Raw genomic sequence first — 14,689 nt, 5'->3', positions numbered from 1 at the left:
GAACCTACTGGTAGCCACGGATCTCCTCGAAGGCGCCGTCCAGTGAGCCGTGTTGCGCGTCGAAGAGGCGGCCGCCGGTCAGGTCGGCGATGTGGGTCAGTTCCCTGCGGTCGGAGTCGCCGAAGAGGATCGGGAAGACGGGGGTGTCCCGCTGGGCGCCGGTCAGTGAGCGGTAGAAGGTGTCGAAGTCCTTCGGCTTGACGCCGGTCGTGTTCTCGCCGTCCGTCATCAGCACGATCGACGTGAACGTGTCGCCGCCGGTGCCGAGATGCTCGTACGCCTTCTCCAGGGAGGTGTAGATCGCGGTGTCGCCGTCGGCGGACAGCTTCGCGGTGTCCTTGCGGATCGCTTTCAGACCGGCCCGCGGATCGGCCGGGTCGACCACATGGGTCCGTACGCTCTTCACGTCCGAGCCGAAGGCCATCAGCGTCACCTCCTCCCGTTCGCGGAAGTCGCCGGTCAGGTCCGCGAGGGCCTTCTTCAGCCGGCTGAGGCGGTCGCCGTCCATCGAGCCGGAGGTGTCGAGGACGTAGACGGTGCGGGAGGGGCGGCGCAGTTCGTTCTCGTAGGAGTGCAGCAGGCCGTCGGCGACCGAACGCGTGCCGGGGAAGGCGAGTTCGCGGCGGCGGGTGGTGTCGAGGCCGGGTGCGGGAGGCACCGAGGGGATCACCGGGCGGCGGTGGGTGGCGGCGGTGATCTCGCGCTGGATCCGCGGGGTGCGCAGGGCCTCGGTCAGACGCCGGACCTCCTCACGGGTCGCCGCGTCGGTGGCGGCGAGGGAGGAGAGCGGGTAGTCGGCGGTGACCACGCCGTCCTTGGGGCGGATCACGGTCAGGCCCGGGATGCCCTTGAGGACGGACTCGTAGTTGAGGAGCGCGTCGACGTTCCCGCGCCGCTTGTAGGCCGTCGCCAGCCAGCCCGACGAACCCGACGTCAGCTTCTGCCCCTTGAAGAACTCCTTCAGACGGGGCGTCGCCTCGGCCACGTCCGCGTCGGTGAGCGCCGACTGGGCGCCGGAGAGGGCGGAGGCGACCGAGATGAGCGTGGAGAAGCCGGAGTTGGAGCGGGCCGGATCCGTCATGCCGTACGTCAGTCTGCCGTCCTGCACGGCCTTCTCCACCTGGGACCAGGTGACGTTCTCCGGTGTCCAGCCGAGCGCCCGCGCGGTGGCGGTCCGGACGCCGATGGCCACCGGGCTCGACATGACCGGCGTCTCGGAGACGACCTTCTTCGCCGCCTCCAGGCGCAGCCGCAGATAGTCGTTCGAGGACAGCCACACGGCGTCGTAGCGGCCGTCCGCCTTGCCGGAGGCCAGCAGGTTCACGGCGTCGAGAGTGCCCATGTAGGTGGGCCGGACCGTGAGGCCGATGTCCTTGCGGACCTGGTCCAGGACCGGGGCCATGTCGGCGAGTTCGCTGGAGGCGAGGACCCGCAGGGTGCCGGGCCGCGGGGCGTCGGGGTCGGTCCTGTGCGCCGAGGAGCAGGCGGTCAGCAGGACCGCCGCCGACACGACGGCGATGAGGGTCCGTCTCATGCGAGACCCCCTTCCAGCGCGCCCCGCGACCGGCTGCGCTCCAGGTAGGCGCCGGCCGACTGGAGTTCGGCCGTCAGGTTCTCGACGGTCGTCGCCATCGCCTCGGTCGCCTGGACCTTGTAGGTGTCGATCGCGTCCAGCGTCCGGTAGATCTGCTGGAACGCCGAGCGCAGGGTCTCGGCCCCCACGGCCGGGTCCGCGGCGATCCGCTGGATCTCCCCGCTCTGCGTGGACAGCATCTCCGCGTTGCCCCGGATCAGATCCTCCGTGGTCCCGCGCAGAGCGTTGACCTGCTCGACGACCTTCTTCTGGTTGTCCAGCGCGGACGCCAGCATCACCGAGATGCGCAGGGCGGACACGGTGGTCGTGGCGGCCCGGTCGACACCCTTGATCAGCTCGTCGTTGTTGCGGCGTACGACATCCATGGCGAGGTAGCCCTGCGCGCACACCGCGAGCTGGGTGAGCAGGTCCTGGTGCTTCTGCCGGACCGGGAAGAGCACGTCGGCGCGGAGACCGTCGGCCTCCTGGGCGTCCGGGATCCCGGCGACGTGCTGCTCCACGGCCGCGTCCAGGGCCTCGGTGAGCACCACGTACTCCTGCAGTTTGCCCATGGTCTCCCACAGGCGGACCCGCTCGGTCTGCAACGCGGCGTTGTCCCGGCGCAGTTCGTCCTGGCCGCCGCGCAGCGAGCCGACGATCCTGTTCAAGGTGCCTTGCGCGGAGGCGTACTTGGCGACGTGGTCGCGCAGTTTGTTCCCGCCGGGCAGCCGGGAGAGGAACTTCCGGCCCTTGTTCGCGGGCAGATCCCGCGGGTCCAGGTCCTCGACCACCCGCCGGAGTTCGACCAGCGAGCCGGCGACCTGCGACTGGGCGTCCCCGCCCTTGCTCGGCAGGCTCTTCACGGTTCGTTCCAGCATCCGGTTGGACTGCGCGGCCGCGGTCCGCATCTCTCCGGCGCCGAGTACGGTGATCTCGCCGACCTTGCCGGCGAACTCGGGCGAGCGGGCGTCCAGGGCGGCGAGACCGGCGACGTAGGCGGAGGCCTTCGCGGCCATGTCGGTACGGACGCTGTCGTCCACCGGCACGAGCCCGCCGGCCTTCTCCCGCGGCACCGGCGCGACGGCCTCGGGCGGGGTGAGCGTGAAGACGTCGTCCCCGCTCAGGGTGTGCTGACTGCCACTGTTCTGACTGGTGTTGAAGCTGGTCATGGGGTCCCCCGTGTCATCCGCGCGCCCGGCGCGCCATCTCGTGCAGCACCGCGGAGGTGGGCACGGGCGCCTGCCGGACACCGGTCAGTTCCTGCTTCAGATAGGTGGTCGCCGAGGCGAACTCGGTGGCGGTGCCCTGCGGCCGGAAACCGTGCTTCGCGGCGAGCTTGCGCAACTCCGGATCGGTGGAGAGGAGTTGGGCGAGCGCCTTGCCGTTGTCGGTGAACGGCACGACGGTGTGGTCGCTGTTGACCGTGGTGTCCGGGTAGAGCACGACGAGGTCACCGGGCTGCTGTCCGCCCGCCAGCAGCGAGGCGACCTGGGACTCGTAGACCACCACCAGCGGATTGCCGGCGCCGCTGACGAAGTCCCGGAACACCGCGTCCGAGCTGGACTGCTGGGCGCCCTGGACCTGCACGAGTTTCTTCATCAGCGGCTCGGTGCGGTCGAGGTCCGCCTTGCTCGCCACCACCCGGCCGTCGTTCGCCACGTAGGAGGCGGCGGCGAGGTAGAGGGCGCCGGAGTTGGAGGTCTCCGGGTCGGTGGAGGAGAGGAAGAGCGTGCCCGTCAACTCCCCGTACTTGCTCGCCCCCTTGAGCTGCTGCCAGGTACGGTCGTGGCGGGCGGCGTCGAGATAGGCGGCCATCTTCAGGGTGCCGCGGTGCTCGGTGTCCAGGGTCGCGAGGCCGTTGGCCGCGAGCACCTGGGCGGCGTTGCGGTGGGCCACGACGACGAGCGGCGAGTAGAAGGGGCGGGCGAGGGTGCCCTGCACCTTGTAGCGGGTGGCCAGTTCGACGGCGGGCGCCTGACTGGACGGGAACGCGAGGTCGTACCCCTTGAGGTCGAGCCCCTCCATGGCCCAGGACCCGGAGGTCTCGGCCTTCACGGTGAAACCCTTGGCGGCGAGGGCCTTCACCACAGCCGGGTCCGCGAAGTACTCCGCCTTCTCGGACCCGATCACCATGCGCACGGTCTTCGTTGCCGTGCCCTTGTCGTCCGCTTCCCGGCCCGCCACGACGGCAGCCACCACGCCGCCGATCAGCAACACCGCGAGGACGATTCCTGCGATACGTCTCACGCCGGGGAGCGTGCTCCCGGAACCCAACATTCCCCTGCTGGACGGATGAACGGAGGGTGACATGCCAGCCCCGGCCCTGCAACGCCCCGAAAGGGGCGCGGGGCTGTATCGATATGCGGCTCCGCGGCGCGGGCGCGACAAGCCACACCAACCCGCGGCCGCAAGCCGACACGACGCCCTACGGCGAAACGCACCCCGACCAACCGCACTGCACAACCCGGTGACACAAAGACCCGCGGCTCAAGCCGACGCAGTGTGTGGCGCCCGGTCCGCGCGTCGCTGCGGGTGCACGCGGACCGGGGCCGTCGGGGGAGCCCTCGTGGGGCTCAGCGGGACGCGAGTTCGCGGGGGTCGAGGGCCTCCGTGTGCGCGTCCATGCGTTCCGCGGCGAGGATCGCCGCCGCCGTGTCGGCCCTTGAGGCCGCCACGACCAGGGCGCGGCCCGCGAGGGCGTGCGCCCGCTCGTGCAGGGTGGTGAGGTCGACTTCGGCCGGGGCCACCTGCATACGCACCGGTGTCACCCCGCCTCGCAGCCGGGCCACCTGTTCCGCGAGCCGCTCGGCTGCCTCGTCCAGGTCGGCGGAGGGAGCCGCCGCATGCAGCTCGTCCGTCACGGCGAGCAGTGCGGCGAGGTGTCCCGCGAGCTGGATGTCCAGCTCCTCCTCACGGGAGCGGTGCGGAAAGTCGGAGCTCGTGCCGGCCATCGTGCTGTGGACCGACTTGGTGCGGATCGGTTCGTACATGGGATGGCCTCCAGAAGCTGTCAGGAAACCATCCTAGCTTAGATTTCGTCTAAAGTTGAGCGAATCCAAGAAGATCCCCGAATCCGTGGCGCGAAGGAGGTTTAGGGCTGGCCGTAGCCGTCCAGGAACCGCCCGATCCGCCCCACCGCGTCCCGCAGATCCGTGACCGTCGGCAGCGTCACGACCCGGAAGTGATCGGGCTCGGGCCAGTTGAACCCGGAACCCTGCACGACCATGATCTTCTCGCTGCGCAGCAGGTCCAGCACCATCCGCCGGTCGTCCTTGATCTTGAACACCTTGGGGTCGAGCCGCGGGAAGAGATACAGCGCCCCCTTCGGCCGCACGCAGCTCACCCCCGGGATCCGCGTCAGCAGCTCGTACGCCGTGTCCATCTGCTCCTTCAGCCGCCCGCCCGGCAGCACGAGGTCGTTGATGGACTGCCGCCCGCTCAGCGCGGCGACCACTCCGTGCTGTCCGGGCATGTTCGCGCACAGCCGCATGTTCGCCAGGATCGTCAGGCCCTCGATGTAGGAGTCGGCGTGCGCGCGCGGCCCGGAGATCGACATCCAGCCCACCCGGTAGCCGGCCACCCGGTAGGCCTTGGACATGCCGTTGAAGGTGAGGGTCAGCAGGTCCGGCGCGACCGCGGCGGTCGGGGTGTGCGTGGCGCCGTCGTACAGGATCTTGTCGTAGATCTCGTCCGAGCAGACGAGGAGGTTGTGGCGGCGGGCGATGTCCGTCAAGCCCTTGATCATCGCCTCGTCGTACACCGCGCCCGTCGGGTTGTTGGGGTTGATGATGACGATGGCCTTGGTGCGGTCGGTGACCTTGCGTTCGATGTCCGCGAGGTCGGGCATCCAGTCGGCCTGCTCGTCGCACCGGTAGTGGACGGCCGTACCGCCGGAGAGGGACACGGCGGCGGTCCACAGCGGATAGTCCGGGGCCGGTACGAGCACCTCGTCGCCGTCGTCCAGCAGGCCCTGCATCGCCATCACGATCAGCTCGGAGACGCCGTTGCCGATGAAGACGTGCTCGACGTCCGTCTCGATGCCCAGGGTCTGGTTGTGCATGACGACCGCGCGGCGGGCGGCCAGCAGGCCCTTCGCGTCGCCGTAGCCGTGTGCGGTGGAGACGTTGCGGAGGATGTCCTCCAGGATCTCCGGGGGGCACTCGAAGCCGAACGCCGCCGGGTTGCCGGTGTTCAGCTTGAGGATCCGATGCCCGGCCGCCTCGAGCCGCATCGCCTCCTCGAGCACCGGGCCCCGGATCTCGTAACAGACGTTGGCGAGCTTGGTCGACTGGATCACCTGCATGTCTGGGAGCTTACGGCCCGGTAACGCCTCTGGGACCGTGTTTTCCACCACGCGAGACGCCTGGGTTTGGGCTGTTATCGCCGGTAGCTGTCTCAGTGGTCCCTCCAGTCCCTAGAATGCGCGGTCATGTCCGGGTCACCTCAGCACGCGAACGGGAAGAACGGCGCCCCGCAGGATCCGCCGAACGTGTACCACCCGATCCCGGAATCGACGCCCGCGTACGAGGGCTACGCGGATCCGGCGGTCGCGCACGGCTGGCAGAACGCGTACGACCGGACGGCGGAGCTGCCCAGGGTGCCCGCGACCGACCCGGCCCTCCCCGCAGGTGGCCGGGCCGCCGCACGCCGGCGCGAGCGCGGGACGCGGGGACGGCGGCGGATGCTGGTCGCCGCGGGGGCGGCGGGCGCGCTGTCGGCGGCCGTGATCACCGCGCTGTCCCTCTCGGGCGCCTCCTCGGGGGGACCGGAGGGGAAGGACGGACGCCCGGCACCATCGGCGGACGCTGCCCCGACACCCACGGCGTCCCCGCGCGGTGCCGGAGCCTCGGCGGCCTCCGCCGGTACGCAGCCGTCCGCCCCCGCGACCGCGAGCGGGTCGACCGCCCGCGGCACGGCGACGACCGGGACGTCGGCCACCGCACCGGAGCCCTCGGCCGGAACAACCACCGCCCCCGACACCTCGGCTCCCACCACGACCACCGCGGCCCCGGGCAACTCCGGCAACCGGCAGGGCCGGGGACAGGGCGCCACGAAGCACCCCAAGTGAGGCCGGGAACCGGCCGTTCCCCAACTCCTCCGCCCCTTGGGTAGGTTCATCCTGCCGAAGGGGGAGTGCATGGAGTTCTCGCTGCTCAACGACGAACCGGTGGCCGAGTCGGAGGGCGATCGGCTCGGGTCCGGGCGGGCCGCCCGCGAGCTCGCCAAGCTGCTGTACGACTCCCGCCAGGCCACGCCGTTCACCCTGGCCGTGGACGCCGGCTGGGGCATGGGCAAGAGCAGCCTGATGAGGCTGGTCCGGGAGGAGCTGAGGGAGAAGGGCGTCGAGGCCGTCTGGTACAACGCGTGGACGTCCACTGGCGCCGACGCCCTGGAAGGGCTCATCAAGACCGTGCTGATGGGCCTCGACAAGCGTGTGATGCGACGCGCGGTGTCCAGGCTCACCGAGAAGAAGACGGTGCTCACGGCCCTGCGGGCGACGCTGACCGTGGCCGGGGCGCCGTTCGGGATGGCGGGTCTGGTCGACCGGTTCTGGCAGGAGCTCTCCGTCGACGCCAAGGCCCGCAACGACATGCGGGGCGCGCTGCGGGACCTTGCCGTCGAGTGGGCCGAGCAGACACCCCACCGCCCCCGCCGCATGCTCGTCGTGTTCATCGACGACCTCGACCGCTGCTCCGAGGAGACCGTCCTCGCCGTGTGCGAGGCGGTGAAGGTGTACCTCGACGTGCCCGGGCTGGCCTTCGTGATCGGCTGTGACCGGGCGGCGCTGGGCCCCACCGGTCTGCTGCGGGAGCTGGGACCGGCCGGATCGGCGTTCATGGAGAAGGTGTTCCAGACCAGCTACCGGCTGCCGGTGCCGGGTGCGGCGGAGATCCAGGCGTACGCCCGTCACTGCGCCGAACGTTCCGGCCTGCGCGAACTGCTGGACGACGACCTGGTACGGCTGATCGCCGACCGCTCGGCCCGCAACCCACGCCGGATCAAGCGGCTCATCAACGGCTTCGGGCTGGAGTGCGCGCTCAATCCCGTCTGGGCGCGGTTCAAGCCCGAGGCGGTGATCCGCACTCTGCTGCTCCAGCACCTGTACGCCGACTTCTACCGGCTCCTGGTCTCCGGGGACGGCACGCGGGCGCATGCGGCACGGGAGTTCCTGGAGTACGCGACGGCCCGCCGGGTGCTGAGCCAGTGGGCGCAGGTCGACGACGAGTCATGGCGTACGACGGTGGACGCGCTGACGGGACACGGACTTGCGGCCCCCTCGGCCGAGGACCGGGAGAACTGGGAGGCGGTGCTGGCCCGGCTGGAGGAGGATCTGCCGACCTCGTTCCCGGCGCTGGCCCGTGACCAGAACTTCGTGCACCTCATCGAGGAGTGGATGCGACTGCCCCAGGCCGACGAACTGCTCCAGCGGTTACGGCAGGGCGACCCCTCCCCGGTCACGGCCCGGGCGGACGACGACCCGGAGGCGGCGGGTGACGAGTACCGGGGTGTCACCGTGCTGTGGGTCGACGACTATCCGGAGCAGAACGAGACCTTCGCCGCCCGCTATCTGCGGCGGCACGGCGCCGACGTCCTGTTCGCGGAGAACGGCCGCACGGCCGAGCGGATCCTCGGCACCCATCCCGTCGACCTGCTGATCTCCGACATCACCCGGGAGACCGGCCCGGACGTCGGACTCAGGCGGGAGACGGGCCTCTTCGAGGGGCCGGCCATCTTCTTCACCGGCCGTGTCACCCCGGCCCGCGAGCAGCGCAGCCGTGAACTCGGCGCCCGGATCACGAACAAGAGCAACGAGCTCTTCCAGCACATCGACACCGCCTGTGCGGAAATCCGCCAACGCCGGTCCTGAAACCGCTCCTTGCCCCACCACCCCCCTCCCCTCACAATGCCCATGACAAAATCTGTCGCAATGAGGGGACCCCCACATGAAGAAGCCTCTCGGCGCCGTGGTCACCGCGCTGGTGCTCGCCGGATCCGGCGCTGCACCGGCGGTCGCGGCGTCCGCGCCGGCCCCGGCGGTCAAGGCGGTCAACTTCGCCGGCACCGTCTCGCTGAGCAACTGCTCCGGCTCGGTCATCCGCTTCCCGAACTCCGCGGACACCGACCCGGCGCTGGTCATGACCAACGGCCACTGCCTGGAGACCGGATTCCCCGAGCCCGGCGAGGTCATCACCGGCCAGTCCTCCAGCCGTACCTTCGGTCTGCTGAACTCGGCCGGCACCAAGGTCGCCACGCTCCGCGCCAACCAGGTCGTCTACTCGACCATGACCGACACGGACGTCACGATCTACCGCCTGACGACCACGTACTCCGCGATCAAGAGCTCCTACGGCATCAGCCCGCTCACCGTGCAGGACACCCACCCGACCGCCGGCACCGCGATCACCGTCGTGTCCGGCTACTGGAAGCGGACCTACGCCTGCAACATCGACGGGTTCGTCTACCGCCTCAAGGAGGGCGACTGGACCTGGAAGGACTCCGTCCGCTACACCTCCGCCTGCCAGACCATCGGCGGCACCTCGGGCTCCCCGGTGATCGACAACGCCACCGGCAAGGTCGTCGCCGTCAACAACACCGGCAACGAGGACGGCGAGCGCTGCACGGAGAACAACCCGTGCGAGGTCGACGCGAACGGCAACGTCACCGTCCGCGAGGGCATCAACTACGCCGAGGAGACCTACCAGATACCCGCCTGCTTCACGACCGGCAACAAGCTCAACCTCAACGCCAGTGGGTGCGTGCTGCCCAAGCCGTAGGTCAGGCCCGGGTGGCGTTCCGTCGTACGGGACTACGACGGACCGCCCGTCCCGCCAGCACGTCCGTGCGCCGACCGTCCTCGATCACGAACTTCCCGTCCACGAGGACGTGGGGAATCCCCGTCGGCAGGGTGCGCGGCTCCTCGAAGGTCGCCCCCGGCGCCACCGTCGCCGGATCGAACAGCACCAGGTCTGCCCGGTAGCCCTCACGGACCAGTCCCCGGTCGGGCAGCCGCAGCCGCGCCGCAGGGCGCGAGGTGAGGTGCGCGACGCACTCCTCCAGCGACAGCACCCCCAACTCCCGCACATAGCGGCCGAGATACTGCGGGAAGGTGCCGTAGGCCCGCGGATGCGGCTTGGTGCCCTGCAGGATGCCGTCCGAGCCGCCGGTGTGGACGCGGTGCCGCATGATCTGCCGCACGTTCTCCTCATGCCCGACGTGCTGGAGGATCGTCGAGCCCAGCCGGTCCGCGAGGAGCAGGCGACGGGCGGTGGTCCACGGGGCCTCGCCGCGCGCGTCCGCCGACTGCCGGACCGTACGGCCCACGAAGTCCGCCAGTCCCGGGTCCGTCACGCCGGAGATCTCGATCGTGTCCCACTCGATGGGCACGCCGTGACAGCCGTCCGAGCCGACGACCTCCAGGTCGTGCCGGATACGTTCGGCCGTGTCGTCGTCCTCCAGGCGCTTGAGGATCGCCTCCGGCCCGCCCTCGCTCGCCCAACTGGGCAGCATCGCCACCAGGGTTGTGCAGCCGGGGGTGTAGGGGTACGTGTCCAGGGTGATGTCCGCCCCGGACGCCAGCGCCTCGTCCAGCAGCGACAGCAGCTCGGGCGCGCGGCCCTTGTTCACGCCGAAGTTCATGGTGGCGTGGGCGAGATGCAGGGAGCAGCCCGCCTCGCGGGCCAGGGCCACCATCTCCTCGTACGCCTCCAGCGCGCCGGCCCCGTAACTGCGGTGGTGCGGGCAGTAGTAGCCGCCGTACGACGCCACCACCCGGCAGAGCTCGGTCAGTTCGCAGTCCTTGGCGTACATGCCGGGCGTGTACGTCAGCCCGGAGGACATGCCGACCGCGCCCTGCTCCATCCCCTCGGCGACCAACTGCCGCATCCGGTCCAGCTCCTGAGGCGTCGCCTCCCGGTCCTCCCAGCCGACGGCGAGCATCCGGACCGTGCCCTGCGGGACGAGATAGGCCGCGTTGACGGCGATCCCCCGGTCGAGCCGGTCCAGGTACTCGCCGACCGACCGCCAGTCGAAGTCGATGTCGTCGCCGTGGCCGTTCCAGCCGGTGATCGCGCCGCGCACCTCGGCGAGGGTGCGGTCGTCGACGGGGGCGTACGACAGCCCGTCCTGGCCCAGGACTTCGAGCGTGACCCCCTGCGCGGCCTTGGCGCTGTGGTCGGGGTCGCGCAGCAGGGCGAGGTCGCTGTGGGCGTGCATGTCGATGAAGCCGGGGGAGAGGACCAGCCCCTCGGCGTCCAGCTCCCGCATGGCCTTGGGCCGCAGGCAGCCGGCCGCGGCCGCCTCCTTGACGATCGAGACGATCGTGCCGTCGTCGATCACCACGTCCGCCCGGTACGACGGCTCACCGCTGCCGTCCACGACGTCCGCGTCCCGGATGACGAGCTCCTCCATCGCGGGCTCCCTCTAGAAGAACGTACGGATGTAGTCGACGACCGTGCCGTCCGCCTCGACCAGGGGGATCAGCTGCCACTTGTCGAAGGAGGTGCACGGGTGCGACAGCCCCATCCCCACCCAGTCTCCGACCTCCAGGTCCGCCTCGCCGGTCGTCCGCAGCCACGCGTGCTGGTCGGACAGACCGGTCACCTCGACCCCGGTGGCCGGGCGCTCGGTGCCGTCCCGGCGGACCACCTGGGCGAAGGGCAGGTCGAGGTCGTGGGCCGCGTCCCGCTTGCCCGCGTTGGCGAAGGCCTGCTCGGCGGAGGGCCGCGAGACGACCTGCGCCCAGAGCCGGAACGCCGGCTCCAGGGCGCCCTCCTCGGGCACCCGGTTGAAGGGCGTGACCTTCCGGTAGTGCCCGTCGTCGTGCGAGACATAGGCGCCCGAGCGCAGCAACTTCAGTACGGGCGAGGAGAGTTCGGGGATCTCGGCGAACACGTCGGCCACCGCGTCGAACCAGGCGCTGCCGCCCGCGCTGACGACGATCTCGTCGAGGCCGGTGAAACGCCCCGCCTTGTCGAAGTCGACGGCGAGCGCGACCAGCCGCCGCAGCCAGGCGCGCACCCGCTCCGGATCGGCCCGCGGCACCTCGCCCTCGTAGCCCGCCACCCCGACGAGCCGCAGCGTCCGCGTCCCGGCCACCGCGTCGGCGACGGCCGCGCACTCCGCCTCCGTACGGACACCGGTACGGGCGCCCTCACCGGCGCCGAACTCCACGACGACGTCCAGCGGGCGGACGGCCCCCTTGAGCGCCGCTTCCATGAGCTGGACCCCGCGCACGGAGTCGACGTAACAGACGAACCGGAAGTCCGGGTCGGCGTCCAGCTCACCGGAGATCCAGCGCAGGGCGGCGGCGTCCACGAGCTCGTTGGCGAGGAAGACCCGCCGGATCCCGAACCGGCGGGCCACCCGCACCTGGTGCGGCACCGCCAGCGTGATGCCCCAGGCGCCGCGCTCGATCTGCTGCCGGAACAGCTGCGGCGCCATGGAGGTCTTGCCGTGCGGGGCGAAGGAGAGGCCGTGGCGGACGGCGTACGTCTCCATGAGCGCGAGGTTGTGTTCCAGGCGCTCGGCGGACAGCGCGAGGACGGGGGTGGTGAAGCCGTCGGTGAAGAGGTTGCGGCGCTGGGCGGCCAGCTCGCCGACGGTCAGACCCTCGGCGTCCGGCGGGAGGCCCTTGAAGCGGTGGTCGACACGTTCCCCGGAGAGACTCGCGAGGGCTTCGGAGGGACTGTCGGCTGTCATGGAAGCCTCCCTGATCTGGCCTGTTGCAGTCTGTGCAACATCCATTGCGTACATCGCTCACCGCTGTCTAACATCTCGGCCAACGCGGGGTCAACGGAGCCGTCCCCGCATCCGATCCGGGAGCCACCACCATCGTGACCGCCAGCGGACCCAGCAGTACCGGCGACGGCGTGGACGTCGTCGCGCTCGGCGAGTCCATGGTCGCCTTCCTGCCCTCCCGCCCGGGCCGCCTCGCCGACGTCCCCTCCTTCGACCGCGCCATCGGCGGCGCCGAGTCCAACGTGGCGTGTGTCCTGGCGGCCGCCGGTCATGCCGTGCGGTGGGTGAGCAGAGTGGGCGCAGACGGCTTCGGCGACCACCTCGTCCACACCGTCGCGAGCCACGGCGTCGACGTCTCCGCCGTGCACCGGGACCCGGCCCGCCCGACCGGTGTCTACTTCCGCACGGCCGGCGACCGGGCGACCGACGCGCACGAGGTGGCGTACTACCGCGCCGGCTCGGCCGCGTCCGCGATGACCGTCGAGAACGTCGACCTGGCGGCGGTGCGGGCGGGCCGGATCCTGCACCTGTCCGGGATCACGCCGGCACTGTCCGACGGCTGCCTCGCCCTGATGCGCGAGCTGACCGCACCGCGTCCGGCGCGCCCGCTGATCTCCTTCGACGTGAACTACCGCGCCGGACTGTGGCCGCACGCGCACGGCGCGCGCGTGCTGCGGGACCTGGCCCGCCAGTCCGACCTCGTCTTCGTCGGCGAGGACGAGGCCGAGCACGCCTGGGGCGTCACGGGCGGACCGGCGGCCGTCCGGGAGGCGCTGCCCGAACCGGCGGTCCTGGTGGTCAAGCAGGGGGAGCGGGGAGCGACGGCGTTCACCGGCCCGACGACCACCTTCGTGCCCGCCCTCCACGTCGACGTCGTCGCCACCGTCGGCGCCGGTGACGCCTTCGCCGCCGGGTTCCTCTCGGCCACCCTCCGCGAACTGCCCGTGCCCGCCCGCCTCCGCCACGGCCACCTCGCGGCCGCCGCCGCCCTCACCGTCCCCGGCGACCTCGCCACACCCCCCTCCCGCGACACCGCCGACCGCCTCGCCGCCCTCGACGACGACACGTGGGGAAGACTGCGACTCGGCCCCGGCTGGACCCGAGCCGAGCAGGCCCCGGAGGAGGAACGCACCCCATGAGCCAGACCGTCGACCGAGCGCTCAGCATCCTGCCGCTGCTCGCCGAGGGCCCCGCCGACCTCGGCCAGGTGGCCGACCGCCTCGGCGTGCACAAGTCCACGGCTCTGCGCCTCCTGCGCACCCTGCACGAACACGGCATGGTCTACCGCCAGTCCGACCAGCGCTACCGCCTCGGCGCCCGCCTCATCGCCCTCGCCCAGGAGGCGATGGAGAACCTCGACATCCGCGAGATCGCCCACCCCCACCTCGTACGCCTCAACGAACAGTGCGGACACACCGTCCACCTCGCCGTGTACGAGGAGAACGAGGTGCTCTACATCGACAAGGTGGAGAGCCGCTATCCGGTGCGGATGTACTCCCGGATCGGCAAACCCGTCGCCATCACCGTCGCCGCCGTCGCCAAGCTGCTCCTCGCCGACCTGCCGGAGGCCGAGCGGCGGGCCCTGGCCGACAAGCTCGACTACCCCGCGTACACCGCCCGCTCCACCCCCAACGCCCCCGCCTTCCTCAGGGAGTTGGAGAAGGCCCGGGAGCAGGGCTGGGCCACCGACCTCGGCGGCCACGAGGAGTCCATCAACTGCGTCGCGGCCCCCGTCCGCGGCGCCGACGGCCGGGTCGTCGCCGCGATGTCGGTCTCCGCGCCCAACGTCGTCGTCACCGCCGACGAACTCCTCACCCTGCTGCCGCTGGTGCGGCGCACGGCCGACGTCATCAGCGGCGAGTACTCCGGAAGAACCCCCGTGAAGGACAGCGAAGCGAAGGACCCCGCATGACCGACAAGATCGCGCTCACCCCCAAGACCCACACCACCCCGCCCGCGAAGTTCTCCCACGGCGTCAGGAAGGGCAACATCCTCCAGGTCGCCGGACAGGTCGGCTTCCTGCCCGCCGAGGAGGGCAAGCCCCCCACGCCCGCCGGCCCCACCCTGCGCGAACAGACCCTCCAGACCCTCGCCAACGTCAAGGCGATCCTCGAGGAGGGCGGCGCGAGCTGGGACGACGTGATGATGATCCGCGTCTATCTGACGGACGTGGACCACTTCGCCGAGATGAACGACATCTACAACGCCTACTTCGAGGAGCAGGCGCTCACCGCCCCGCCCGCCGCGCGCACCACGGTCTACGTCGGCCTGCCCGCGGGTCTCCTCGTCGAGATCGACGCGCTCGCCGTCCTCGGCTGACGGCCACTCAACTCCCGCACGCAGTACACGGCACGGCACCCAGGACTTCCTGGGTGCCGT

13 protein-coding genes are annotated in these 14,689 nt (G+C 70.9%); 6 read left to right on the top strand and 7 right to left on the bottom strand.

The features are described 5' to 3' along the window. Window positions 1-4: 4 nt before the first annotated feature. The 5 genes from ABZ453_RS06390 to ABZ453_RS06370 form a co-directional block, all read right to left on the bottom strand. Window positions 5-1,534 (bottom strand): VWA domain-containing protein, encoded by a 1,530-nt coding sequence (locus tag ABZ453_RS06390; protein WP_359012095.1) that lies wholly within the window; start codon window positions 1,532-1,534, stop codon window positions 5-7. Beyond that, the gene (locus ABZ453_RS06385) at window positions 1,531-2,742 is read right to left on the bottom strand and encodes a toxic anion resistance protein (protein WP_359012093.1); all 1,212 of its coding nucleotides are present in this window, start codon (window positions 2,740-2,742) and stop codon (window positions 1,531-1,533) included. Before ABZ453_RS06385 ends, ABZ453_RS06390 begins: the two co-directional genes overlap by 4 nt. 13 nt (window positions 2,743-2,755) lie before the next feature. Continuing rightward, window positions 2,756-3,850 carry a hypothetical protein gene (locus tag ABZ453_RS06380; protein WP_359012091.1) on the bottom strand — a complete coding sequence of 365 codons (1,095 nt, stop codon included), beginning with the start codon at window positions 3,848-3,850 and terminating at the stop codon, window positions 2,756-2,758. Window positions 3,851-4,146: 296 nt separating this feature from the next. Beyond that, window positions 4,147-4,563 carry a hypothetical protein gene (locus tag ABZ453_RS06375; RefSeq protein ID WP_359012089.1) on the bottom strand — a complete coding sequence of 139 codons (417 nt, stop codon included), beginning with the start codon at window positions 4,561-4,563 and terminating at the stop codon, window positions 4,147-4,149. Between the two features lie 101 nt (window positions 4,564-4,664). Continuing rightward, window positions 4,665-5,876, bottom strand: coding sequence for a pyridoxal phosphate-dependent aminotransferase (locus tag ABZ453_RS06370; RefSeq protein ID WP_356762233.1), 1,212 nt, complete (start codon window positions 5,874-5,876; stop codon window positions 4,665-4,667). Between the two features lie 126 nt (window positions 5,877-6,002). Here ABZ453_RS06370 and ABZ453_RS06365 point away from each other — a divergent pair, with 126 nt between their 5' ends. The 3 genes from ABZ453_RS06365 to ABZ453_RS06355 all read left to right on the top strand — a co-directional run bounded on the left by ABZ453_RS06365 (window position 6,003) and on the right by ABZ453_RS06355 (window position 9,348). Further along, complete coding sequence (locus ABZ453_RS06365) at window positions 6,003-6,641, top strand: hypothetical protein (protein WP_359012087.1); 639 nt, start codon at window positions 6,003-6,005, stop codon at window positions 6,639-6,641. Between the two features lie 69 nt (window positions 6,642-6,710). Beyond that, entirely contained in the window at window positions 6,711-8,441 is a 1,731-nt protein-coding gene (locus ABZ453_RS06360) for a P-loop NTPase fold protein (protein ID WP_359012085.1), read from the top strand. A 76-nt stretch (window positions 8,442-8,517) separates the two neighbouring features. Continuing rightward, window positions 8,518-9,348 carry a serine protease gene (locus tag ABZ453_RS06355; protein WP_359012083.1) on the top strand — a complete coding sequence of 277 codons (831 nt, stop codon included), beginning with the start codon at window positions 8,518-8,520 and terminating at the stop codon, window positions 9,346-9,348. A gap of 1 nt (window position 9,349) precedes the next feature. On the opposite strand, the gene ABZ453_RS06350 is transcribed toward ABZ453_RS06355, so the two are convergent. Together ABZ453_RS06350 and ABZ453_RS06345 are read right to left on the bottom strand one after the other, a co-directional pair. Next, window positions 9,350-10,981, bottom strand: a complete 1,632-nt coding sequence (locus ABZ453_RS06350) for a D-aminoacylase (protein WP_359012081.1) — start codon at window positions 10,979-10,981, stop codon at window positions 9,350-9,352. Between the two features lie 12 nt (window positions 10,982-10,993). Next, window positions 10,994-12,271, bottom strand: coding sequence for an amino acid deaminase (locus tag ABZ453_RS06345; protein ID WP_359012079.1), 1,278 nt, complete (start codon window positions 12,269-12,271; stop codon window positions 10,994-10,996). Between the two features lie 134 nt (window positions 12,272-12,405). Between ABZ453_RS06345 and ABZ453_RS06340 the strand changes: the two genes are divergently transcribed. Genes ABZ453_RS06340 through ABZ453_RS06330 form a run of 3 tightly spaced genes read left to right on the top strand, consistent with a single transcriptional unit; the run spans window position 12,406 to window position 14,629 of the window. Further along, the gene (locus ABZ453_RS06340) at window positions 12,406-13,449 is read left to right on the top strand and encodes a sugar kinase (protein ID WP_359012077.1); all 1,044 of its coding nucleotides are present in this window, start codon (window positions 12,406-12,408) and stop codon (window positions 13,447-13,449) included. Further along, window positions 13,446-14,222, top strand: coding sequence for an IclR family transcriptional regulator (locus ABZ453_RS06335; protein WP_359012075.1), 777 nt, complete (start codon window positions 13,446-13,448; stop codon window positions 14,220-14,222). The genes ABZ453_RS06340 and ABZ453_RS06335 overlap by 4 nt, the downstream gene beginning before the upstream one ends. Then, the gene (locus tag ABZ453_RS06330) at window positions 14,219-14,629 is read left to right on the top strand and encodes a RidA family protein (protein WP_359012073.1); all 411 of its coding nucleotides are present in this window, start codon (window positions 14,219-14,221) and stop codon (window positions 14,627-14,629) included. Before ABZ453_RS06335 ends, ABZ453_RS06330 begins: the two co-directional genes overlap by 4 nt. Window positions 14,630-14,689: the final 60 nt, after the last annotated feature.

The organism is Streptomyces sp. NPDC005799 (genome assembly GCF_040630525.1).
In the GTDB taxonomy this organism is placed as follows: domain Bacteria; phylum Actinomycetota; class Actinomycetes; order Streptomycetales; family Streptomycetaceae; genus Streptomyces; species Streptomyces griseorubiginosus_B.
The sequence above is the reverse complement of the archived record's forward strand: the minus strand, read 5'-3'. Positions and strand labels throughout refer to the sequence as shown.

Coding starts and splice junctions, on each gene's coding strand:
- ABZ453_RS06385 (WP_359012093.1), bottom strand. CDS start 2,742: ATGACCAGCTTCAACACCAGTCAGAACAGTGGCAGTCAGCACACCCTG.
- ABZ453_RS06390 (WP_359012095.1), bottom strand. CDS start 1,534: ATGAGACGGACCCTCATCGCCGTCGTGTCGGCGGCGGTCCTGCTGACC.
- ABZ453_RS06350 (WP_359012081.1), bottom strand. CDS start 10,981: ATGGAGGAGCTCGTCATCCGGGACGCGGACGTCGTGGACGGCAGCGGT.
- ABZ453_RS06360 (WP_359012085.1), top strand. CDS start 6,711: ATGGAGTTCTCGCTGCTCAACGACGAACCGGTGGCCGAGTCGGAGGGC.
- ABZ453_RS06375 (WP_359012089.1), bottom strand. CDS start 4,563: ATGTACGAACCGATCCGCACCAAGTCGGTCCACAGCACGATGGCCGGC.
- ABZ453_RS06345 (WP_359012079.1), bottom strand. CDS start 12,271: ATGACAGCCGACAGTCCCTCCGAAGCCCTCGCGAGTCTCTCCGGGGAA.
- ABZ453_RS06365 (WP_359012087.1), top strand. CDS start 6,003: ATGTCCGGGTCACCTCAGCACGCGAACGGGAAGAACGGCGCCCCGCAG.
- ABZ453_RS06380 (WP_359012091.1), bottom strand. CDS start 3,850: ATGTTGGGTTCCGGGAGCACGCTCCCCGGCGTGAGACGTATCGCAGGA.
- ABZ453_RS06335 (WP_359012075.1), top strand. CDS start 13,446: ATGAGCCAGACCGTCGACCGAGCGCTCAGCATCCTGCCGCTGCTCGCC.
- ABZ453_RS06370 (WP_356762233.1), bottom strand. CDS start 5,876: ATGCAGGTGATCCAGTCGACCAAGCTCGCCAACGTCTGTTACGAGATC.
- ABZ453_RS06330 (WP_359012073.1), top strand. CDS start 14,219: ATGACCGACAAGATCGCGCTCACCCCCAAGACCCACACCACCCCGCCC.
- ABZ453_RS06355 (WP_359012083.1), top strand. CDS start 8,518: ATGAAGAAGCCTCTCGGCGCCGTGGTCACCGCGCTGGTGCTCGCCGGA.